Source organism: Pandoraea sputorum (assembly GCF_000814845.2).
In the GTDB taxonomy this organism is placed as follows: Bacteria; Pseudomonadota; Gammaproteobacteria; order Burkholderiales; family Burkholderiaceae; genus Pandoraea; species Pandoraea sputorum.
Genome location: NZ_CP010431.2, coordinates 2037283 through 2060173, shown reverse-complemented (window position 1 = coordinate 2060173; position 22891 = coordinate 2037283). Strand labels below are relative to the sequence as shown.

The window sequence follows — 22891 nt, the reverse complement described above, 5'->3', positions numbered from 1 at the left end:
TCCCGTATTACCAAAAATAAACTGAAATCAGAATGGATCGAAATCCGCTTACCGCGTTGCCGTTGCCGGTCAGACCTTCAGGATGCGCTCGCCGCGCCCAATGCCCGAGCCACCGGTACGAACCGTCTCGAGAATCGCCGTCTGGTCGAGCCCTTCGATAAATGCGTCAAGCTTCGACGAATTTCCGGTGAGCTCAATCGTATAGGTCTTTTCCGTAACGTCAATGATGCGGCCGCGGAAAATATCCGACATCCGCTTCATCTCTTCCCGCTCTTTGCCTACCGCGCGAACCTTGATCAGCATGAGTTCGCGCTCGATATGCGCGCCCTCGGTCAGATCGACCACCTTCACCACTTCGATGAGCCGGTTCAGGTGCTTCGTGATCTGCTCGATGACGTCATCGGAGCCGGTCGTGACCACCGTCATGCGTGAGAGCGACCGGTCTTCGGTCGGCGCAACGGTGAGGGTCTCGATATTGTAGCCACGTGCAGAAAACAGCCCGACCACGCGCGACAGCGCGCCCGGCTCGTTTTCGAGCAAAACAGAAATAATGTGCCTCATGGTGTATCCCGGATTGTCCTTGTTGGGGACGTCGCGCCCGTGCCCCGGCCATGCCGGCAGCGACTGGCAGCGCGTACGTGCCGCTTCGTCTTACAGATCTTCCGAACCGAGCAGCATCTCGCTGATGCCCTTGCCCGCCTGAACCATCGGCCAGACGTTTTCGGTGGGATCCGTTTGGAAATCCATGAATACCGTGCGGTCCTTCAGGGCCAGCGCCTCGCGCAGTGCCGGCTCGACGTCCGACGACTTCTCGATACGCATCCCCACATGACCGTACGCCTCGGCGAGCTTCACGAAGTCCGGCAGCGCGTCCATGTACGAACTGGAGTAACGCTTGCTGTATTCGATCTGCTGCCACTGACGAACCATGCCCAGATAGCGGTTGTTGAGCGACAGGATCTTGACCGGCGTGCGGTATTGCAGGCACGTCGAGAGCTCCTGAATGCACATCTGGATCGAGCCTTCGCCGGTAATACAGGCAACTTCTGCGTCCGGATGCGCCATCTTCACGCCCATCGCCGCCGGCAAGCCGAAGCCCATCGTTCCCAGCCCGCCCGAGTTGATCCAGCGGCGCGGCTTGTTGAAGCGATAGTACTGAGCGGCCCACATCTGATGCTGGCCGACGTCCGAGCACACGAAGGCTTCACCGTCAGTGAGCTTCCAGTAGGTCTCGACCACATGTTGCGGCTTGATGATCTCGCTCTTGCGATCGAAGGCGAGGCAATCGCGCGAACGCCATTCCTCGATCTGCTTCCACCAGTCGGCAAGTGCCCCGGTATCCGGGCCGTGCTCGGCGGTTTGCAGATTCTCGATCATCTCGCGCAGCACTTCCTTCACGTCGCCGACGATCGGAATGTCGACCTTCACACGCTTGGAAATCGACGACGGGTCGATATCGATGTGAATGATCTTGCGGGCGGTCGACGAGAAGTGTTCCGGGTTGCCGATCACACGGTCATCGAAGCGCGCACCGATGGCGATGAGCACGTCGCAGTGCTGCATGGCCATGTTGGCTTCGTACGTGCCGTGCATGCCCAGCATGCCGAGGAATTTGGGATCGCTCGCGCGATACCCGCCCAGGCCCATGAGCGTATTGGTCACCGGATAGCCAAGCAGGTCGCAGAACTGGTTCAGTTCCTTCGACGCGTCGGCCAGAATGATGCCGCCGCCGGTGTAGATGTAGGGACGCTTGGCCGAGAGCAGCAGGCTCATGGCCTTGCGGATCTGGCCCGAATGGCCCTTCGTCACCGGGTTGTACGAGCGCAGCGACACCGTCTTCGGATATTCAAAGCGGCAACGTGCCTTGGAAACGTCCTTCGGAATGTCGACCAGCACCGGACCCGGACGGCCCGTCTTGGCGATATAGAAGGCTTTCTTGATGGTGGCAGCGAGGTCGCGCACGTCCTTCACAAGGAAGTTGTGCTTGACGCAGGGACGGGTGATACCGACCGTGTCGCACTCCTGGAAGGCGTCCTGACCAATCGCGGCCGTGGGCACCTGCCCGGTGATGATGACGAGCGGGATCGAATCCATGTACGCCGTGGCAATCCCGGTGACAGCATTGGTCACGCCCGGGCCAGACGTCACGAGACACACGCCGACTTTGTCGGTGGAACGCGAATAAGCGTCGGCCGCATGCACGGCTGCCTGCTCATGGCGCACCAGAATGTGCTGGATCTTGTCCTGCTTGTAGAGTTCGTCGTAGATGTAGAGAACCGAACCGCCGGGATAACCCCACAGATGTTCGACCCCTTCTTCTTGAAGCGAGCGCACGAGGATCTCGGCGCCAATCATGTCTTCAGAAGTATTTTGGTGGCGTGTAGCTTCCGCCTCGGAGAATTCCGCGCTTGGCATGTTCATCGTCGACCTTTCAAAGTTTCGGCAAAAATTTTGATTGGGTGCTCTCCCCGCGAACTTGTGGTCCGGGCTCAAGCTGCGCGTCTGAATGATGGACCCACCTGATGGGTGTGCCGATATTGAGACAATCACAGATATTGCGAACTGGCAACGTTACCGGTTTGCAGCAAAATGGTCAAGCAAGTTTATGCATTTGCAGCATGATCGCGAAGTCCGGTTCGCAAAATTCCCACACCCTGCGGCGTGCGTCCCCACGCTGGTGCACAATCCTCACATGATAGGAAGGCGGCACCGGTCCGACCGACCTAACTCGACACAACGCGACACAACCGGAAGCAAAAGCGGTTACAGGCAGGCGCGTTTTTGGTAGCATCCGCACCGACTACGCGATCTTTACGTAATCTTTACGCTTACACGGCATTTCACAGGCGCAGCGGCCGACGCTGCGTGTACCCCACCGGATGGCATCTGACAAGGAACTGGCGGATTTTCTCGCGGGCATCGAACGGCGCGCTTTCAAGCAGGCCGTCTATGCCGTACGCGACGACGAGGCCGCCCTCGATATCGTTCAGGATGCGATGATCCGTTTGGCCGAGAAGTACGGTGACAAGCCGCCGTCCGACCTGCCGCTGCTGTTCACGCGCATTCTCCAGAACACCATTCACGACTATTTCCGCCGCCAGAAGGTGCGCAACACGTGGGTCACGCTGTTCTCCAACCTCGCCGGCCCCGGCGACGACGACCGCGACGACTTCGACCCGCTGGAAACCTTGCTGGGCGAGGATGGGTCTGTGCAAACCGAGAGCAGCGAAGACTCGGTTTCGCGTGCCGAAATCCTCACGCTCATCGAAGCGGAAATACAGAAACTACCGACACGTCAACGAGAAGCCTTCCTCATGCGTTACTGGGAAGACATGGACGTTGCCGAGACCGCCGCCACGATGGGGTGCTCGGAAGGCAGCGTCAAGACGCACTGCTCGCGTGCCACTCACGCGTTGGCACAGGCGTTGAAGGCAAAAGGGATCAGGTTATGAGTCACGATCTGGAAACGAGGGAAATTCGCTTCGCACATCGCGTGCGACTGGCATTGGACGAGGCGTCCGAGGCACCGTCGCCGAACATCGCGGCCCGGCTGGCCGCCGCGCGCCAGGAGGCGCTCGCCCGCAAGAAGCCCGAACCGGTGGCCGTTGTGCAACCGGCGCTGGTGCTCGCGGGTGTGGGCGGCATGCAATCGCCGGATATCGGCGGGCCGCGTCGCGCGTTCGACAAACTGGGCCGTCTGGGCCTGCTCTGGCCGCTCGCCGCACTGGTGATCGGTCTGGCAGGCATAGCGTACTGGGAACATCAGCAGCATATTCAGGATCTGGCAGATATCGACGCTGCCGTATTGAGCGACGAACTGCCGCTGTCGGCTTATGCCGATCATGGTTTCAACGCTTACGTGAAGCGTGCCCAGTAGTCCCCCCATCCAAGACCAGCCAGTGACGCGACGCAACGTACTTTTTCTGGTCGCCGCGCTAGTCGTCGCCGCTCTTGCCGGCACGGCAGCGCTGCGCCGCTCGCAAGCCCCCGAACCGGTGTCTGACGTGCCGCCGGTGATGGACGGCGCCACCGCATCCGGCAACGGCGCGGCGGCCTCCGGCCCCGTCGGTACGCTCACGGCCAGCCAACCCGCCGCAGCCAGCGCGCCGCTGGCCGCCCTGCCCTCACCGGGCGGTGCGTGGGCAAAGCTCAATGCCGCACAGCAGGAAGCCCTCGCCCCGCTCGCCCAGGACTGGAACCGGATGAGCGAGCGTCAGCGCGAGAAGTGGGTCGAGATTGCCAAGCGTTTCCAGACGTTGTCGCCCGAAAGCCGCAAGCGTCTGCACGACCGCATGGCCGACTGGGTGCGCCTGACGCCTGAGCAGCGCCAACTGGCCCGCGAAAGCTATCAGAACGCCAAGACCCTGCCGCCCGAGCGCAAGGCGCAAGTCTGGCAGCAGTACCAGCAGCTCACGGAAGAACAGAAAAAGCGCCTGGCCGCGGACGACAAGAAGCAGGCCAACCGTCCCAACGTGGTCAGCGCCCCGCCCACGGGCCGTTCCGGTGTGAAGAATCCGTACGCTGCCGTGCACCGCAAGGATGGCGCTGCCGCATCGAGGAACGGTGCGTTGCCTGTACCCACACCGGTCGCGTCGAGCCCGTCGGCCGCCCTTCCGGCACCGGCGTCAGGCTCGTCGTCACCCGCTGCGTCCAATCCATCCGCCGCCAGCAACGGTGCGGCCAGCGTCGCCCCGGCCAACGGCGACAAGAATGCGGACACCTTCAACTCGGATCTGTATCACCACAACTGACGTGAAGCGTCAGCCTGCATGACAGTGGACGGCCGCCTTCGGGCGGCCGTTTGCATTTGGCGCCCGCGTGAGGCCACCAAGGCTGGCTGGCCCATCCGCCTAATCTTCCGCATAATGGGCGACGCCATATCAGCGAACGCATGCTGCGGGATGCAAACCGGGCCGCCACTCGCCTTCGACAACAAGACCTCAGACCACGCCGCGATGACCGACTCCGCTACGACTCAGCCTGCCAAGCCGCCTCGTTCGTCTCATTCGTCCCCGGCTGCCGGCACGCCCGACAGGCCCAACACGCAGGACAGCGCCGAGCAGCAAAGCTATGCCGTGCCGACGCTGCGTCGCCGTCTGCTCTCGATGGTCTACGAGTCGCTGCTGCTCTTTGGCGTACTCTTCCTTGCGGGCTACCTCTTCAGTGCCCTGACGCAACAACGCAGCGGCCTGATGTACCGTCACGCCATGCAAACCTGGCTGTTCCTCGTGCTCGGCGCGTACTTCGTCTGGTTCTGGACGCATGGCGGTCAGACCCTTGCCATGAAGACCTGGAAGATCCGCCTGGTCGACGCGCACGGTTCGCCGGTGCGCCCGGGCCGCGCGGTCTTGCGTTACGTCCTCGCGTGGCTTTGGGTACTGCCCGCCATGGCGCTCGACTGGGCACTGGGACTCACCGGCTGGAACAGTGTGGCGCTGCTGGCCGGATGGCTCGTCATCTGGGCGCTCGCCATGCGCGTGATGCCCGATCATCAATTCGTTCACGACCGGCTCGCCGGTACGCGGCTCGTCAGCGTTTTGGGCAAATGAGGGGACCATGAGCACGCCGCCGCTGGCCGCCGCCCCGGTGCTGCGGCCCTCCCGTGCGCATCTGGTCTACGGCGCGATCGAAATCGCCCTGTCGATCGTCGTCGCCATCGCGACGTGGTCGGCGTGGCACAGCCCGTGGACGACCGTGCTCTGGACACTCCTCTGGCTTCCCGTCTCGCACGCGCTCGGCCTTGCGGCAGGCTTCGTGATGGCGGCGCACGGTGATCCGAGCGCCGAGCGGCGCACCACTGCCAGCACGAACATCGCTGTCTGGGCTTACGAGTGCGCAGCGTCGATCCTCCTGCTCGATCTGTACCAACCGTGGTTCAGCGCGGCCCCACTGCCCGCCCCCGTCGGACCCGCGCGCCCCGTGGCCGTCCTCTTGCTCCACGGTTACGGCTGCAATCGCGCCTTCTGGCTGCGCTTCTCCCGTCATCTGGCGGACGCCGGCTACCACTGCGACGCCATCAATCTCGCCCCGATCTTCGGCGATATCGACGACTACGCCGAGACCATCGCCAACGCTGCGCAGAGCCTTGCGGCGCGCACGCGGCTGCCCGTGGTCATCATCGGTCACAGCATGGGCGGGATCGCCGCACGCGCCTGCCTGCGCCGCTATCCGACGCTGCCTGTCGCGCACACCATCACGCTGGGTTCGCCGCACTTCGGCACGCTGCACGCGCGTCATGGCATCGGCCATAACGTCCGTCAGATGAGCATCGGCAGCGAGTGGCTGGTGGCACTGGCCAGCAGCGAAAAGGATTCCGAACGCGCGCGAATCACGTCGATTTACACGGCGCACGACAACGTCGTGTATCCGGTGCGCACGTCGGTTTTGCCGGGCGCGCACAACATTGCGCTGGACGGTCTGGGGCACGTCTCTCTGGGCACGCATCCGCGCTCGCGGGCACTGGTGCTGGAAACGCTTGAGCGCGTGGCGCAAGGTTTGCGGCACGGCAAGTGACATAGGCACGGCGATGCCGCCCGGCATCTCCCGATGGGTGCATGCGCTGCATGCTGTCGCATCGGCACGACGCTAAAAGACACTTTCGCGACACACGCATGACTGTCATCGTGCGTTCACGAAGGCATGGCGCAATGCTCGCATGTTCAACGCGACGTGCGAGCCGCTATGACGACGACACCCACTTTCGATCTGCCGATCCCAACGCCTTCGGCTCGCGCCGGTCACTTCGCAGATACCCCGCCGGGCCGCCCCGCCTCCCCGCCCGCCAGCCCTCCCGCCACACCGCCCTCCATCATCGACCTGCCGCCGGACACCCCCGATCCGCTCGACCCGCCGCCCGAAGGTATCACCCGCTACCGCACCATCTGGCTCTCGGACATCCACCTCGGCACGCAAGGCTGCCAGGCAGAATATCTGCTCGACTTCCTGCGGCATCACGAGTCGGATTACCTGTATCTCGTGGGCGACATCATCGACGGTTGGCATTTGCGCAAGGGCTGGCACTGGCCTCAGGCGCACAACGACGTCGTGCAGAAAATGCTGCGGCGCGCGCGCAAGGGCACGCAGGTCATCTACGTGCCGGGTAATCACGACGAAGCGGCACGTCAGTTCTGCGGGCTGGCGTTCGGCGACATCGCAGTGCGCGACGAAGCGTTTCACACAACGCTCTCGGGCAAGCGTCTGTGGATCACCCACGGCGATCTGTTCGACGGCGTGATTCAACACGCCAAGTGGCTCGCTTATCTGGGCGACTCGCTTTACACGCTCACGCTGCTGCTCAACCGCTGGTTCAACCGCGTGCGCACGCGCTTCGGCTTCCCGTACTGGTCGCTCTCTCAGTATCTGAAGCATCAAGTGAAGAACGCCGTGAATTTCATTTCTGCGTTCGAGAACGTGATGGCCGACGAAGCGCGCCGCCGCGGTTGTGACGGCGTGGTCTGCGGGCACATCCACAAGCCGGAAATCCGCGAGATCGACGGGCTGCTGTATTGCAACGACGGTGACTGGGTCGAAAGCCTGTCTGCGCTCGTCGAGACGACCGAAGGCGAGCTGAAGATCATCTACTGGACGCAGAAGCGCAATACGCGTGAGAGCGTGAAGGCCACGCCAGTCAGCGCCTGACACGGCGGCCCGCGAAACGCCGAACTCAACCTGCGCACGGACGGCCGAACACCGCCCGACATGCGCTTCACTTCACGCGCGATTGCGCGTGTCATTCCACCCGCGCCAAACGCGCGAAGGAGCGCCCGATGAAAATCATGATCGTCACCGACGCCTGGGATCCGCAGATTAACGGCGTGGTCCGCACGTTGAAAAACACGCGCGCTCAGCTCGAAGCGGCCGGCCATCGTGTCGAGCTGCTCACGCCGCAGGAATTCCGCACGATTCCGTGCCCGACGTATCCCGAAATCCGTCTCGCGTTCTTCGCGGGCGGACGCGTCGGACGCCGCATCGAAGACTTCGCCCCGGACGCCCTGCACATCGCCACCGAAGGCCCGCTGGGCATGGCAGCCCGCAAGTGGGCGGTGCGTAACGGTTTCCCGTTCACCACTGCCTATCACACGCGTTTCCCGGAATACGTGCAGGCTCGCTTCGGCTTCCCGCTCTCCGCCACCTACCGCTTCCTGCGTTGGTTTCACAAACCCTCGCGTGCGGTCATGGCTCCCACGCCGGTCGTCAAACGCGACCTCGAAGCGAACGGCTTCGACAACGTAGTGTTGTGGACGCGCGGCGTCGATCTCGACATCTTCCGTGTGCAGGAAGCACATGTGCTAAATTCAGCACATCCGATTTTCCTCTACGTAGGGCGCGTTGCCGTGGAGAAGAACATCGAAGCCTTCCTGAAGCTGGATTTGCCTGGCTCGAAATGGGTTGCAGGCGAGGGGCCGCAACTGGCCGAGCTTCGCTCGCGCTACCCCGATGTGAACTATCTCGGCATGCTCTCGCAGCCTGAACTGGCGAAGGTCTACGCATCGGCAGACGTCTTCGTGTTCCCGAGCCGCACCGATACGTTCGGTCTGGTGTTGCTCGAAGCGATGGCGTGCGGCCTGCCGGTGGCGGCCTATCCGGTAACCGGGCCGGTCGATGTGTTCGCCGGTTGCCCCGAGGGCGACGGCGGCGCACTGCGTGAGGATTTGCGCGAGGCGTGTCTGGACGCCCTAAAGGTCTCGCGAGCGAGCGCACGTGCCTGGGCCGAGCGCTTCTCGTGGCAGGCGGCCTCTGAAGAATTCGCCTCGCATCTGCATCCGCGCAAGCCCGAGCCGTCGCTCGCGCCCGCGGTCTGATCCACCTCCAGAGCCCGTTGCGGCGAGGAACCTGACGCTTGTTCATCGATCACCCGCCGCCACGCGACAAACAACCGAATCCGTACAAAGGCAACCGGGGCGTCATGCGCGCCTGGCGAGCCCTGAAGTATTCGCTGTCCGGATTCAAGTTTGCCGTGTTCGAGGAGAGCGCCTTCCGTCAGGAACTCGCGCTCGCCGCCATTCTCCTGCCCGCTGCCATTTTCCTGCCGGTCACGGCCGTCGAGCGCGTCCTGCTGATCGGCTCGATCCTGCTCGTGCTCATCATCGAGCTGATCAATTCGAGCATCGAAGCCGCCATCGACCGTATTTCGCTCGAACGGCACGAACTGTCCAAGCGCGCGAAGGATTTCGGCAGCGCCGCCGTGCTGGTCGCACTCGGCCTGTGTCTTCTCACCTGGGTCTCGCTCGCCGGCCCGGTCATTGTGGCGCTCGTACGTACGGCATTTTTCTGATATCGCCCGTCGCCCCGGGTTGCAGGCTTGGCAGCGTCGGGCTGCCGGGTATAATCGTTCGCCGTATACCCAATACTCAACTCATAAACGCAAGCGGAGAACCTCCTTCGCCGAGCTTGCCGCTAACCGGGGCCGACAGACATGGAAGCAAAGCCGCCACGCCGAACCCGCGAACGAATTCTCGAAGTGTCCCTGCGACTCTTCAACGAAATCGGCGAACCGAACGTCACCACCACTACGATTGCCGAGGAAATGAAAATCAGCCCGGGCAATCTGTACTATCACTTCCGCAACAAAGACGACATCATCAACAGCATCTTTGCGCAGTTCGAGCAGGAAATCGAACGTCGCCTGCGGCTGCCCGATGATCACAAACCCACGCTCGACGAAGTCTGGACGTACCTGCAATACATGTCCGAATTTCTGTGGCGTTTCCGTTTCCTTTATCGCGACCTCAACGATCTGCTCGCGCGTAACCGCACGCTGGAGACGCATTTCAAGCAGATCGTCGGCCACAAGAAGCGCTTTGCACGCGAGATGTGCGACCTGCTCCTGGCCGATGGCGAAATGGAAATCACGCCGGAGCAGATCGAGATCGTGACCACCAATATGGTGGTGTTGTCCACGTACTGGTTGTCCTATCAATTCGTGATGAACCCGCGCAAGTACAACGACCCCGAAGAAATCGGCGCGGGACTGCATCAATCGAGCTATCACATCCTTTCGCAGATGGCGCCCTACCTCAAGGGCAAGTCGCGCGAGCTGTATGACAAGATGGCCCGGGAATCATCGTCCAAGGGAGTTCAGTAAGGCATGTCGTCGGAAGTCAAATCCATTTGCATCTACTGCGGGGCCGCGACCGGCGCTCGCCCCGAGTACGCAGACGCCGCCCGTGATCTGGGCCGTCGCATGGCCGAAGCTGGCATCCGTCTCGTGTACGGCGGCGGCAAGGTCGGCCTGATGGGCATCATTGCCGACGCCGTGCTCGCGCATGGCGGCAACGTCATCGGCATCATTCCGAAGGCATTGATGGAAAAGGAAGTGGGCCATACCGGGCTCACGGAATTGCACGTCGTCGAGAACATGCATCAGCGCAAGCAGATGATGGCCGATCTCTCGGACGCCTTCATCGCGATGCCCGGCGGCATCGGTACGTGCGAAGAGCTGTTCGAAGTTTTCACCTGGCTGCAAATCGGCTACCACGCGAAACCGATTGGCTTGCTCAACGTCGAGAACTACTACGATCCGCTGCTGGTGTTCCTCAAGTCGATGGTGACCGAACAGTTCCTCAAGGCACCGCAACTCGATCAGTTGCAGATTGCCGCATCGCCGGAATCGTTGTTGGAGACGATGCGTCACTTCAAGCCGTCGCAGGTCGATCGCTGGGCGCATCAGCGCACGCAGATTTAAGTCGCCGTCTCGTTGCCTTTCGCTGCATCGCTGCGCGGCATGGCCGTCGCGCAGCACCTGCACCTCCTCATCATCTCCCCGCCCCTACGGCAGCCTCATCGCGCGCTAAATGGCGCAATGGCGCGATTGAACTCTCGACGTCTCCGACACTCAGACATCCGTTGCATGCGGACCTTTGCGTATGCACCCACCTTTCTGCCCGCCTGGGTCAACACCATCCGACGAGCAACCTACCCATGATGTTAAAGATGCTCCGCCCGATGCGGCTGCTGCGATCCCGTTGGCTGCGTCCGCATGCAGGCCTACTGTTGCGCCGCAGTCTGTGGCAAGCCACACCGCGTGGCGTGGCCATCGGACTGGCGTGCGGCGTCTTTTTCGGGTTTCTGATTCCGGTGGCGCAAATGCCGGTGGCGATTCTCGTGGCAGCCCTTCTGCGCGGGAATCTCTTTCTGGCGACGATGGGCACGCTGATTACCAATCCGCTCACAGTGCCGTTCGTCTATTTCGGGGCGCATCACGTCGGCCGGTGGATGCTCGATTGGTCCCCCAAGGCAGAGATCGAGGCGACTGTCGCGGCGGCCACCCAGGCCGGTGAGAGCTTCTGGGCGCAATTACTGAATTTCGACTTCGGCACCGCAACGTTGCATCTCGGCATCGGTCTGGCTGCCTTTGCCGTCGTGGGTGGTGCGCTGGCGTACGTCATCGGCTTCCTCTCGATCCGGTGGCACCAACAACGTCAACCGGCAACGCCGGTGACTTCACCCACCTCGGCAGCCAATGCAGCGGTGAGGAACCCGCCGCGCGACTGACTGCACGTCCCCCACCTCAGCAGATCAGAACGACGACCCCGGCTCCTTGAGGAAAGCGATTTCCTCCGGCGTCGAGTCGCGTCCCAACGCCGCATTACGGTGCGGATATCGACCGAATCGCTCGATGATGACGGCATGCCTGCGTGCGTAATCCAGGTTGTCGACGAGGCCCGACGTTTGCGCCAGTTGCTCATATAGCGCCAGCGACATGTGCTGGCTTTCGAGCGACTCGTCGTGTTCGAACGGCAGATAGACGAACACGCGATGCTGCGCAGTCGGCAGCCGCTGATCGTCACCCGCGTCCACGAGACGACGCGCCACCGCCAGCGCCTGCGCGTCTCCCGCGAACGCTTCGCCACGATGCCGGAACAAGTTACGTGAGAACTGATCGAGCACCACGATCAGCGCACAAGCACCGAGCGGCGTTTGCGCCCAATCGCTCAACGCCCCGGCAATCGCCTGCGCGTGGATCTCACCGAAGCGTGTACGAATCTCCTCGTCGAAGGCATCCGATTTACGGAACCACTCGGGACGGGCCATCCCATAGACCTCGGCGTCAGGCGTGCCGAACCAGAAGTCCAGCACCGCCTGCCAGGGTTGCAACGGTTGGATTTGCGAAAGAATGTCTGCTGCCGGAGTCGCCATCGAGAATCCTGAGGTAAGCGTTGGGAGATCACCCGATAATGCCAGACTCAGGCGAATGCCAACACCACCCGACGGGTGCGCGACGTCTTCTTCTCGATCTTCGACACGCGCAATGCGCCGATCTCCGCCGTGTTGCCCACGTGCGTGCCGCCGCAAGGCTGCAAGTCGATGCCCTCGATACGCACGAGTCGCACACGTCCCAGCCCGACCGGCGGCTTCACGCTCATCGTGCGCACGAGTTCAGGACGCTCCGCCATCTCCTCGTCGCTGATGCTGTCGATCGCCACAGGACGTGCCGCTGCCACCAGCGCCGCCAATCCGGCCTCTACCGTCTCGCGCTCAATCGGTTCGTTCGTCACGAAGTCGAGCCGCGCGTATTCCGTGGTGATGCTGCATCCGTCGACCGGGTGCGGCAGCACGGCGCACATCAGGTGCGACGCGGTATGAAATCGCATATGACGAAAGCGCCGCTCCCAGTCGATTTCCGCTTGAACGACATCGCCGACCGACAGTCCGGCAAGCAAGTGGCTCTGCCCTTCGGCGGGTACGTGCACGGCATCGTCGGGCGTCGCGCCTTCGTGCTTCGATTTGCGGGTGTCGGCGATCGTCAGGCGCGTACCGTCGGCAAGCACGAATGCACCGGCGTCACCGGCTTGCCCACCACCGAGCGGATAGAAAACCGTGCGATCGAGCATGATGCCCGTCTCGTCGATATGCGTGATGCGCGCCTCGCATTGGCGCAAATAGGCGTCTTGTCGGAACAGCGCTTCGGTTGTCATGCAGCCTCCTGTGGGAACGGGACATGTTCGCGCGACTCTTGCCCCGCTGGCAAGACACAATCCCGTGCGCCGACACCGGTACGGTCGTGCCCCACGACCGCAATCCTGCGCCATCAGGCAGTTCCTCGTGCTTATCCCAACGCAGCCCACTTTGGTCCATGAGCAGCGTGCCCTCATAGGCTGCGCCCCAACCCGACGCCGCGCTTGCGACTTCTCGACATTGATTGTCCCGGGGCAACAGCCCGCCGTTTTGGCTCGCCGCATATTACGGACGATCGCAATGACGCGGTCGCCTTTGAAAGGAACGACGCCATGACGAGACCCTCCCTTTCCCCCCCGTCAGTCATCTCTGCCGGTGCCACCGTCCATCATCGAACGCGTGCCTTGTCGTCGCCTGCACCGACACCCCGTATCAACGGCGCGGTGGATTCGCAAGCGCTCGCGCATGCGTACGCCCTGTACGCCTCGAACGATCTGGAGGGGGCCGCACGCGCGTTCGCCTCGATTTGCCGCGCGCTTCCCGATCACACCGCCGCGTACAAGGCATTCGGCTATGTGCTTTGCCAGCTCGGCGATTTCGAGCAGGCGATTGCGCCACTGATGGTGGCGATCTCCCGCGAATACGGCAATCCGGAGCCACTCTACTTCGCCGCGATCTGCATGCAACGCACGGGCGACCCACAAACCGCGCGCGAGATGGCGACCGACGCGCTGGACATGGCCCGCTGCATCCACGACAACACCGACCTGCGCGCGCGTTTGACGCGCCTGCTGGACGCCCTCTGATTCCCTGGCTCTTTCAACACCCTTCCCCCCTCAAGTCGATGCCAAGTACACAAACGAACACATACGTCACACAAGCCAACGTTTCGAACACCTACGCCGGTGGCATTCCTTTGCCAGGCGGGGACAACGCCGCCGTGCGAAACGACGCTGCAAAAGCCCTTAACCGCCTTTCCGAATTTTCGAGTTCATTGAGTGAAATGGCGCCGTCGCCGCCCACGGTCGGTCGCTTTACCGCGTTGATGCATCACGTCAGCAACGCTGCACTGAGCATCAGCGCGCTGGGTGCCGCCAGTCTGAATATGGTGAAGGAAACGTATGAGAGCAGCACGCTTTCCAGCGCGCACAAGATTACATTGAGTACGGCCGCAGTCGCATCGTTGTCGAGCGTGATGGACCTGGCGGTGGCCGTCGGCAAGTACTGTAATCCCACGTCGACCACGTCGCAGATCATGAATACGGCATGGGTCGCATCGGCCGGAAAGCTCCTCGGCTCGAAGCATTTCGAGACCTACGGCGGGAAATATCAGACGGCGCTACTCGGTACGTCGATGATCCTGTTCTTCAATCAGGCGGGGCAGATCGCAGGCCAGCACGACGCGCAGCACGAACACGACGACGCCGTCACGCCGAACTCGCTGAGCTTGCCCGCGCCGTCCGCCTCACCGCAGACCCGCGCACAGGAACTCGACGCGCTGCAAAGCTACATCGGCCTTGTCGCCACGACTTACCGTGCCTTCGGGGACATCGCGACGACAGCGGTCATCGACTGGATGAGCGCGAGAGAAGAAAAACGCAACATGGATGTGGTCGAGCGCTGCCTGAACTACGAAGACCCGTTCGGGACCGAGGGGAAGTTCAGGCCGCGGGATGCCGACATGGTGAGCCGGGTTTAACGTCACACGCCCCTCGCGAAGCGAAGGAATGTTCGGCACGCGCCTTGGGAGCTTAGCCTGCCTTATTCCGCATCCAGTCCGCCGTGCCGTAAAACGCCTGCATCAGACGTTCCTGCAACGTGCTCTCCACGTGGATGTCCTGCATGGCGAGTGCCATGCAGCGCAACCACTGGTCGCGCTCGCTCGACGCGATCGGGAACGGCAGATGGCGCGCGCGCAGCATCGGGTGGCCGAACCGTTCAATGTAATGATTCGGCCCACCGAGCCAGCCGCACAGGAACCAGAAGAGCTTGTCGCGTGAGCCGTCGAGCGACGCGGAATGCATCGCCCGAATGCCCGCAAACTCGGGCTCAAGGTCCATCAGGTCGTAAAAACGGTCGACGAGTTCGCGTACGCGCGCCTCGCCGCCGAGCAGAGAAAAGGCCGTAGGCTGTGCCGGCGCGTCTTGCGTTTCGTCATCTGCCGCAGCAGCCTGACGGGTGTTTTCGGAGGAGTTTTCGGTCGTCATGGGCGATATTGTGCCCGAGGCTCAACACGTCTGCCACGGACGGCGTCTCGAAAAAGACGCCGCGTGGCCAGGACAATGCGGGACCATGCAGGACCATGCACGTGCCAATGAGCGCTAAACCGGCGCGGCACATTGCAGCGCCCGACAGCAAACGATCACACGTCGCGCAACGTGCGCACTGCCGACTGACGTAAGACCGCGCGCAACCCGCTCCAGCCACCGATCAGCGCACACAGGACACCCGCGCCGATCCCGAGCACCGGTAGCCACGGATTGAACGTCAGCGCGAACTCGAAGACGTAGCGCGCCAAAGCCCAACCCAACGCGCCCGCCCCCAGCGCAGCGAGCAGCCCAGCCAGCGCACCCACCGTCACCAGTTCTGCCAGATGGACGTCTCGCAACTGCCGCGACGATGCCCCCAGCGCCCGCAAAATGCCGCTCTCGCGCATGCGTTCGTCGCGCGTCCCGGCGAGCGCAGCGTACAGCACCAGCACCCCGGCAGCGAGCGTGAAGAGGAAGAGCGCCTGCACGGCATCGATCACCTGCGACAGAATCTGCTGAATCTGTGCGAGCAATGCGCCCGTGTCGATTACGGTGACGTTGGGGAACTGACGCACCAAAGCGTCCGCCACGCGCTGCTGACTCGGTTCCAGATGGAACGAGGTAATCCACGTCATCGGGAAATCGCGCAGCGCAGCGGGCGGCATCACCACGAAGAAATTCACTCGCATCGAGCCCCAGTCGAGCTTGCGCAGACTCGTGATCGGCGCGTCGATGGTCTGCCCCGTCACTTCGAAACGCAGCGTGTCGCCGAGCTTCAGGCCGAGCGTCTTCGCGATGCCCTCTTCCATCGAGATCTGTGGCTTGTCGGTCTCGCCGTACCACTGACCCGCCGTCACACGGTTCCCATCGGGCAACGCCGACGTGTACGACAGGTTGAATTCGCGCTCAGCGAGGCGACGCGCGCGCTCCTCAGTGTAGCTTTCGCCTGTCACCGGCTTGTCGTTGATGGCCGTCAGTCGCGCACGGATCATCGGCGAGAGCTGCACGTCCGGAAGACCGGCCGCGTGAAGTTGTGTGAGCACCGGCGCGTCCTGCCCCGGCTGAATGTCGATGACGAAACGGTTCGGCGCATCCGGCGGACTTGAATGCTGCCAACCCGCGACCAGATCGTTGCGCGTCACCGCCAACAGCAGCAACGCCATCAATCCCAGCCCCAACGCCACCACCTGCAAGGCGCTGCCGAGACCTCGACGGCGCAACCCCGCCACCGCATACCGCCAGCCGATGCCACCCATTGCACCGCCGGCGGCCCCCGTCCTGCGCGCCCAGACCGCAAGAGCGCGAATCGCCAACCAGGCCAGCACGCCGAAAACAATCGCGCCGACGACGAACCCACCGGCCACCATCGCCCCCAGACGCAGGTCGCGTGCCGCGAACAGCAGCAGCGCGCCGAACGCCAGCGCGCTTGCTCCGTACGCAAGCCAACCCTGACGGCGCGCGCCCCCCACCACGTCGCGACGCAGCACGTGCAGCGGGGCCACTTCCGACAGCGGCAACAGTGGCGGCAACGCAAACCCCAGCAGCATCACCAGCGCGCTTGCGAGACCGAACGCAGCGGGTCGCCACGTAGGCGCAGGCAACCCCGCCGGAATCACGTCGCCGAGTTGCGCCAGCAGTACCCAGTGCGCTGCGTACCCGAGCGCGACGCCGAGCACGCCGCCTATCAGACCGAGCCCGATGAATTCGAGTGTCACCATGCCGCGCAAGGCGCGACGCGGCAGGCCGAGACAGCGCATGACGGCGCACGCGTCGAGATGGCGCTCGCTGTACCGGCGCGACGCGATGCCCACGGCCACCGCCGCGAGCACAGCGGCGAGCAGTGCCACGAGCGAGAGGAAACGTTCGGCGCGATCAAGCGTTTGCCGCACCTGCGGCTGCCCGTCTTCCAGCGATTCGAGGTGAACGCCGCGCGCCTGCTCCGCCGCCGGACGCGCCCATGCGGTGAACTTGCCGACCTGCGTGTCGGTGCCCGCCACCAACAGGCGGTAGGTGATGCGACTGCCGAACTGCACGAGGCCGGTCGACGGCAATTCGTCGAAGCGCATCATCACGCGCGGTGCGAGCGAGCCGAAGCCGTAGCCCCGATCCATCTCGCGAGTAATGACGGCGGCGATGCGCAGCGTGCGGTTGCCCACGCGGATCGACTCGCCGGGTTTGACATGCAGGGCATCGAGCAACGCGGCGTCGACCCAGACCGTACCGGGCGCGGGAATGCCGTCGGCGGGTGCATCCGGTGTATTGGCCCCGGCGTCGGGGGCCACGCGCACGCGGCCACGCAACGGATAACCGTCGCTCACCGCTTTGAGCGACGAGAGACGGCTCGCGGCCGTCTGCCCGCCCTCGCCCGTCGCGCTGGCCATACTCGGGAAATTGGCGATCACGGCCGTCGATAGCCCGTCGGCCTGTGCCTGACGGGTGAATTCGGGTGCCAGAGGCGCGTCGCTGCGAACGACGAGATCGGCGGCGAGCATCTGGCGCGCGTCGCGCTCAAGCCCGCCCTGCATCCGATCGGAGAGAAAACCTACGCTGGAGAGTGCGCCGACCGCCAGCAACAATGCCACGAGAAGCAGATGCAACTCGCCTGCGCGCCAATCGCGCAGGAACATCCGCCAGGCCTGGCGGGCAACTTCAGTGAACCCCATCGTTCCTCAATCCTTTGACCCGCGCCAGTAACGAGCGCCAACCGCGCCAGACGCGCGGCAACCACCACCAAGCCAACACGACGAACAGTAACAACATCAGGAGAAAAACGGCGGGAAGGAAAAACGCCAGCGCCAGTCCGCCCACCGTGGAGACATCTTCGCCGGCTGAGGCCGCGACATTCGAGAAAGGTTCCGGCGACGTATTGATCAGCGCACGGCTGCCCGCCTTGGCCAGATGCGCCGTGCCTGCCAGCGCGCCGCCCGCCAGCCCGGCCAGCACGGTCACGGCCGGATCGGTCTGACCGAGCGCCGCCGCGCCAAGCACTATCCCCGCCGGAATCCGGATGAACGTGTGCACGGCGTCCCACGCGCTGTCGACAAAGGGGATCTTGTCCGCAAAGAACTCGATGGCCGCCAGCACGCCCGCCGTGGCAATCACCCACGTCGACGCCAGCACGGCCAGCGTTGGTGGCAAGTGCAGCCACCCGAAACGCGCCGCCAGCCCCGCGCAGAACACCGTCAGGTACAACCGCAGGCCGCTGCCCCAGGACAGCCCTGCACCGAGCGCAATCGATTCAAGCATGGTGACCTCGCTGCCGCCGACATGACGGCGTCGCACGATCACGCGTCACGCACTGCCGACGCGGCAACAGCCCGCTGGCCATCCGCGGGACGTCGAACGCTGACCCCTTAACGCCGTTCAACCACCCGGCATCTGCCCGACATCCGCCCTACATGTGACCGATGAGTAACTCGACTGTTACCGCGTCATTATGCCGCGCGTTGCGGCAACGCACCACCGGTGACTTGAAAGGTGCCTGTGGCGCGTCCGGGCACAGCGTTGGAGGCGTTGACCGACCCGGTGGGACAGCGGCCTGATGTCGCTACTACGTCACTATCACGTCGCCATCACCTCCCCATCAAGCCGCCGTCAGCTTCAGACCGACCAGCCCGGCAAGAATGAGCGTAACGCTTGCGATACGGGCGGCGGACGCCGACTCGCCGAACAGCACAATCCCGAGGACGAACGCGCCGACGGCGCCGATGCCCGTCCAGATGGCGTAGGCGGTGCCGAGCGGCAGCGTGCGCACGGCGAGGGCTAGCAGCCACACACTGCCGACCATCGACACAATGGTGAATACAGAGGGGACTAGACGCGAGAAACCTTGCGTGTACTTGAGCCCGACGGCCCACGCCACTTCAAGAAAACCGGCACAAACCAGAAGAATCCAGGCCATGACTGACTTCGATGAAAGATCGGGGTCGTCCCCGGAGAAAAGAGAACCGCTTGCCGGGTCGTCCCGGCAATGGATTCCATCGAAGGTCAATCGAATTGAGGCTGAGCGCCAGACACCCCGGACGGAACAGGGGCGATTTTAGCAAAGCAGGCCGTCCGACGTCCGCCGACGGTCTCAGCCGTTCGCGTCCACCTCAAGCCGGTAGCCCACGCCCGTCTCGGTCAGGATGTGTTGCGGCTGCGCGGGGTCGGCTTCCAGCTTCTGCCGCAGGTGCCCCATGTAGATGCGCAAATAGTGATTGCTCTCGACATGCGACGGCCCCCACACCTCCTTGAGCAACTGTCGATGCGTGAGTACCCGCCCCGCATGACGCACGAGCGTGACCAGCAGCCGATACTCGATGGGCGTCAGGTGCACCGGTTCACCCGCGCGTGTCACCTTGCGGCGGGCGAGGTCGATGTTGATATCGCCGAACGAGAACGCTTCGTCGAGCGTCTCGGAATTGCCGCCCCGATGATGCCGTCGCAGTTGCGCCCGAATGCGCGCGAGCAGTTCCGACACCCCGAACGGCTTCGTCAGATAATCGTCGGCCCCGACATCGAGTGCGACGACTTTTTCCGCCTCCTCGTTGCGTGCCGACAGCACGATGATCGGCATGTCGGTCCAGCTTCGGACTTCGCGAATGACTTCCACGCCGTCGATATCCGGCAACCCCAGATCGACGATCAGCAAGTCGGGCTTGCGCGTGGCCGCTTCGACCATGCCCTGCCGCCCGGCTTCCGCCTCGTGCACGACCATGCCTTCGGCTTCGAGCGACGTGCGCAGAAACCGCCTGATCTGGCGCTCGTCCTCAATCACCACGATGTTGATGGTCGGTTCACTCATGTTGTTTCGTTACGTTTGTGTCAGGCGCATCAGGTGCGCCAGCTGCGGCTTCCACATCGCCGGTCGGGTCGACGGATAACGCCGAATCGCCAGACTCGGCGACGCCGTCATCGATCCCTTCTGCGACGTCGGGCGCCACAGGCGGCGTTTCCACCGGCAAGGTGAATATGAAGCGCGCACCGTGCCCGTCAGGGACATTGGTGGCGTGAATTTTACCGCCGTGTGCTTCCACAATCGCGCGGCAGATCGCCAGCCCCAGGCCGATGCCGGGCTTGGCCGACTCCTTCTCGCCACGCATGAATTTCTCGAAGATACGGCCTTCCATGCCCGCCTGCAAACCGGGACCGTCATCGCTCACGCTCACTTCGACTTCCTCACCGACGACACGTGCCGCGATTTCGATGTGCGAGCCCGCAGGCGAATACTTCGCGGCGTTCTCCAACAAGTTGGCGAAGAGACGCTCGAGCAGCACGGCATCGAAACGCAGTAAGGGCAGATCGGCAGGCAAGCGCGTCGTCACTTCGTGATCCGCGAGCACACGACGACAAGCACGCAGCGAGGTGCCCACCACTTCCTCCAGCATCTGCCACTGACGATTGAGCTGAACGCCACCGCCTTCCAGCTTCGCCATGTCGAGCAGATTAGTCACGAGGCCCGTCATGCGCTGCGCTTCTTCATGAATGGCGTCGACGAGATCGATACGCAGCGGCCCGGGCGTCTGCGCGTTGCGGCTGAGCATGCTCGCAAATCCGACGATGGACGTGAGCGGCGTGCGCAAGTCGTGCGAGATCGCAGAGAGCAACGAATTGCGCAGGCGCTCCGACTCCATCGTCACCAGCGCATCCTGTGCGATTTCGACGTAGTGCACACGTTCGAGCGCCAATGCAATTTGCGCCGCAAACGTATCGAGCAGACGCTGCTGTTCCGGCGTGCCGATTGCACCGCCGCCCGACTCCGGGGCGACGACCAGCACCCCGCGCGTGCGCATCGGCGCGCGCAGCGGCAGATAGTAGGCGTCCGATCCGGGCAGCGTATTCGTGCCCCGCCCCGCCGCCTGCTGCCGGTCGTACACCCATTGCGCGACATCCGTATCGATATGCGCAGGCATGGTCTCTTCCCGGGCATTCTCCACCGGTTGACGCACACTGCTCTGACTGTCCGGCAGCAACAACGCCACGCGCGCCTGGAACACTTCACGTACGTGTCGCGAGCCGATCTCGACGATCTGCGGCGTTGTGAGCGCCGCCGCGAGTTCGCGCGCCATCGCATACACCGCGCCGGTGCGCCGCTCCCGCCACGTGGCAAGACGCGCCTGAAACCGCAAGCTCGTCGTCAGGTGGCTAATGACCAGCGCGACGGTCAGCATGACGGCGAACGTCAGCAAATACTGGGTGTCCGAGACCGACAGCGACATCTTCGGCGGCACGAAGAAGAAATCGAACGCCACCACCGAGAGGAACGATGCAAGCACCCCCGGCCCACGCCCCAGCCGCATCGCCGCAACGATCACGCCCAGCAGATACAGCATGGCGATGTTGGCGAGATCGAGGAACGACGTCAGCTCGGCCGCCGCCAGCGACACCGCGCCGCAGATGCCTACAGCCCACGCATACGCCCGCCACGGGCCACCGACGAGCCCCAGTTCCGGGGGCGTATCGAACCAGTCACGCCAGTCGCCGCGCACCACCCGGTTCTCGGCCGACCGGTCGCCGGCAGCTGGCCCGATCAGCACCACATCTACGCCGCGTGCGTGACGCAGCAATTGTTCATGCAACGGCGTGCGCGCCGTCCACCAGCGTCGCGCACCGCTCGCCCCGACCACCAGCTTCGAGACGTTACGCATCTGCGCATAGGCCAGCAATGTCGTCGCGGCTTGCGCCCCGTCCAGCGTGAGCGTTTCGGCGCCCAGTTCGTGCGCCAGTTTGAGCGTGGCATAGACACTCTCCCGACGGGCCGTAGACTGACGCAGAATCGCCGGTGTTTCCACATGTACCGCCAACCAGTCTGCGCGCAGACTCGCCGCGAGTCGCGCGGCCGCGCGCACCAGCGCCACGCCTTCCGGTCCCGGCCCGATCGCCACGAGCAAACGCTCACGCGCCTGCCAGACCTGACTGATCGACTGGTCCGCACGGTACTCGCGCATCTGCGCGTCCACACGGTCGGCCGTGCGACGCAGCGCCAGTTCGCGCAGCGCGATCAGGTTGCCTTTGCGGAAGAAGTTACGCACGGCGCGCTCCGCCTGCGCGGCCATGTACACCTTGCCCTCGCGCATGCGTTCGAGCAGTTCGTCGGGCGGCAGATCGACCAGCTTCACTTCGTCCGCCAGATCGAACACCCGGTCGGGAATCGTCTCCCAGACACGGATGCCGGTAATCTGGCCGACCACATCGTTAAGCCGTTCGAGATGCTGCACATTGAGCGTGGTGTAGACGTCGATGCCTGCATCGAGCAGTTCGTGCACGTCTTGCCAGCGCTTGAGGTGCCGCTCGCCCGCCACATTGGCATGCGCGAGTTCGTCGACGAGTGCGACGGCCGGTTTGCGCGCGAGCATGCCATCGAGATCGAACTCGCGTAGCACGCGACCGCGATACTCGACCGTTTTCTGCGGCAGGACTTCCAGCCCTTCGAGCAAACGCGCGGTCTCTTCCCGGCCATGCGTCTCCAGCACACCGACGACCACATCGGTGCCCTCCTCGCTCAACTTGCGGGCGGCTTGCAGCATCGCAAACGTTTTGCCCACACCGGCGGAAGCGCCGAAGAATATCTTCAGACGGCCGCGCCGCTCGCGCGCTTCGTCGCGTTGCAGCTTGCCAAGCAATTCGTCGGGATCGGGGCGTTCCATGCCAGCCATCGGGTCAGTCCACTATGAAAGCGCGAGCCAAGTCGCCCGGCGTCACCTTCGGGCGGCAAATCCTCATCGGTTACCCGATGAAGCAAAAAAACGCGGCACGCGCAGGGC

At 63.5% G+C, this 22891-nt stretch carries 22 protein-coding genes and 1 pseudogene; 13 read left to right on the top strand and 10 right to left on the bottom strand.

The window, feature by feature from the left end; translation table 11 throughout:
- Positions 1-69: 69 nt before the first annotated feature.
- Both ilvN and NA29_RS09080 read right to left on the bottom strand, forming a co-directional pair.
- Positions 70-561, bottom strand: a complete 492-nt coding sequence (gene ilvN, locus NA29_RS09085) for an acetolactate synthase small subunit (RefSeq protein ID WP_039397629.1) — start codon at positions 559-561, stop codon at positions 70-72.
- A 90-nt stretch (positions 562-651) separates the two neighbouring features.
- Positions 652-2421 (bottom strand): acetolactate synthase 3 catalytic subunit, encoded by a 1770-nt coding sequence (locus NA29_RS09080; protein WP_039397628.1) that lies wholly within the window; start codon positions 2419-2421, stop codon positions 652-654.
- A gap of 458 nt (positions 2422-2879) precedes the next feature.
- Between NA29_RS09080 and NA29_RS09075 the strand changes: the two genes are divergently transcribed.
- From NA29_RS09075 to NA29_RS09025, 11 genes and pseudogenes are all read left to right on the top strand, one after another.
- Positions 2880-3452: an RNA polymerase sigma factor gene (locus NA29_RS09075; protein WP_039397625.1), complete on the top strand. Its 573-nt coding sequence runs from the start codon at positions 2880-2882 to the stop codon at positions 3450-3452.
- Positions 3449-3877 carry a DUF3619 family protein gene (locus NA29_RS09070; protein ID WP_039397623.1) on the top strand — a complete coding sequence of 143 codons (429 nt, stop codon included), beginning with the start codon at positions 3449-3451 and terminating at the stop codon, positions 3875-3877. Before NA29_RS09075 ends, NA29_RS09070 begins: the two co-directional genes overlap by 4 nt.
- A gap of 22 nt (positions 3878-3899) precedes the next feature.
- A complete protein-coding gene (locus tag NA29_RS09065; RefSeq protein WP_052252721.1) occupies positions 3900-4751 on the top strand; it encodes a DUF3106 domain-containing protein in 852 nt (283 codons plus the stop codon).
- A gap of 204 nt (positions 4752-4955) precedes the next feature.
- Positions 4956-5549, top strand: a complete 594-nt coding sequence (locus NA29_RS09060; protein WP_072633421.1) for an RDD family protein — start codon at positions 4956-4958, stop codon at positions 5547-5549.
- A gap of 7 nt (positions 5550-5556) precedes the next feature.
- Positions 5557-6513, top strand: a complete 957-nt coding sequence (locus tag NA29_RS09055) for an esterase/lipase family protein (protein ID WP_052252719.1) — start codon at positions 5557-5559, stop codon at positions 6511-6513.
- Between the two features lie 168 nt (positions 6514-6681).
- Complete coding sequence (locus NA29_RS09050) at positions 6682-7638, top strand: UDP-2,3-diacylglucosamine diphosphatase (protein WP_306592196.1); 957 nt, start codon at positions 6682-6684, stop codon at positions 7636-7638.
- 128 nt (positions 7639-7766) lie between these two features.
- Positions 7767-8801, top strand: coding sequence for a glycosyltransferase family 4 protein (locus NA29_RS09045; protein WP_039397619.1), 1035 nt, complete (start codon positions 7767-7769; stop codon positions 8799-8801).
- A 77-nt stretch (positions 8802-8878) separates the two neighbouring features.
- Positions 8879-9274 (top strand): annotated as a pseudogene (locus tag NA29_RS09040) (diacylglycerol kinase); the annotation flags it as partial.
- A gap of 141 nt (positions 9275-9415) precedes the next feature.
- Positions 9416-10084, top strand: coding sequence for a TetR/AcrR family transcriptional regulator (locus NA29_RS09035; protein ID WP_052252716.1), 669 nt, complete (start codon positions 9416-9418; stop codon positions 10082-10084).
- A 3-nt stretch (positions 10085-10087) separates the two neighbouring features.
- Positions 10088-10684 carry an LOG family protein gene (locus tag NA29_RS09030; protein ID WP_039397617.1) on the top strand — a complete coding sequence of 199 codons (597 nt, stop codon included), beginning with the start codon at positions 10088-10090 and terminating at the stop codon, positions 10682-10684.
- A gap of 248 nt (positions 10685-10932) precedes the next feature.
- Entirely contained in the window at positions 10933-11493 is a 561-nt protein-coding gene (locus NA29_RS09025) for a DUF2062 domain-containing protein (protein WP_157744770.1), read from the top strand.
- A gap of 24 nt (positions 11494-11517) precedes the next feature.
- On the opposite strand, the gene NA29_RS09020 is transcribed toward NA29_RS09025, so the two are convergent.
- Together NA29_RS09020 and NA29_RS09015 are read right to left on the bottom strand one after the other, a co-directional pair.
- Positions 11518-12138, bottom strand: a complete 621-nt coding sequence (locus NA29_RS09020) for a DUF924 family protein (RefSeq protein ID WP_039397615.1) — start codon at positions 12136-12138, stop codon at positions 11518-11520.
- A gap of 47 nt (positions 12139-12185) precedes the next feature.
- Positions 12186-12917 carry an alanyl-tRNA editing protein gene (locus tag NA29_RS09015; RefSeq protein ID WP_039397613.1) on the bottom strand — a complete coding sequence of 244 codons (732 nt, stop codon included), beginning with the start codon at positions 12915-12917 and terminating at the stop codon, positions 12186-12188.
- 312 nt (positions 12918-13229) lie between these two features.
- Here NA29_RS09015 and NA29_RS09010 point away from each other — a divergent pair, with 312 nt between their 5' ends.
- Both NA29_RS09010 and NA29_RS09005 read left to right on the top strand, forming a co-directional pair.
- Complete coding sequence (locus NA29_RS09010) at positions 13230-13703, top strand: tetratricopeptide repeat protein (RefSeq protein ID WP_150777305.1); 474 nt, start codon at positions 13230-13232, stop codon at positions 13701-13703.
- A gap of 197 nt (positions 13704-13900) precedes the next feature.
- Positions 13901-14596: a hypothetical protein gene (locus tag NA29_RS09005; protein WP_039397609.1), complete on the top strand. Its 696-nt coding sequence runs from the start codon at positions 13901-13903 to the stop codon at positions 14594-14596.
- A 52-nt stretch (positions 14597-14648) separates the two neighbouring features.
- On the opposite strand, the gene NA29_RS09000 is transcribed toward NA29_RS09005, so the two are convergent.
- The 6 genes from NA29_RS09000 to NA29_RS08975 all read right to left on the bottom strand — a co-directional run bounded on the left by NA29_RS09000 (position 14649) and on the right by NA29_RS08975 (position 22774).
- A complete protein-coding gene (locus NA29_RS09000; protein ID WP_039397607.1) occupies positions 14649-15104 on the bottom strand; it encodes a group II truncated hemoglobin in 456 nt (151 codons plus the stop codon).
- Positions 15105-15259: 155 nt separating this feature from the next.
- Complete coding sequence (locus NA29_RS08995) at positions 15260-17809, bottom strand: ABC transporter permease (RefSeq protein ID WP_224786810.1); 2550 nt, start codon at positions 17807-17809, stop codon at positions 15260-15262.
- Positions 17796-18392, bottom strand: coding sequence for a DUF4126 domain-containing protein (locus NA29_RS08990; protein ID WP_039402874.1), 597 nt, complete (start codon positions 18390-18392; stop codon positions 17796-17798). Before NA29_RS08990 ends, NA29_RS08995 begins: the two co-directional genes overlap by 14 nt.
- Before the next feature lie 337 nt (positions 18393-18729).
- Positions 18730-19047 (bottom strand): quaternary ammonium compound efflux SMR transporter SugE, encoded by a 318-nt coding sequence (sugE, locus tag NA29_RS08985; protein WP_039397603.1) that lies wholly within the window; start codon positions 19045-19047, stop codon positions 18730-18732.
- Between the two features lie 174 nt (positions 19048-19221).
- The gene (gene kdpE, locus NA29_RS08980; protein ID WP_039397601.1) at positions 19222-19932 is read right to left on the bottom strand and encodes a two-component system response regulator KdpE; all 711 of its coding nucleotides are present in this window, start codon (positions 19930-19932) and stop codon (positions 19222-19224) included.
- A complete protein-coding gene (locus NA29_RS08975) occupies positions 19925-22774 on the bottom strand; it encodes a DUF4118 domain-containing protein (RefSeq protein ID WP_052253224.1) in 2850 nt (949 codons plus the stop codon). Before NA29_RS08975 ends, kdpE begins: the two co-directional genes overlap by 8 nt.
- Positions 22775-22891: the final 117 nt, after the last annotated feature.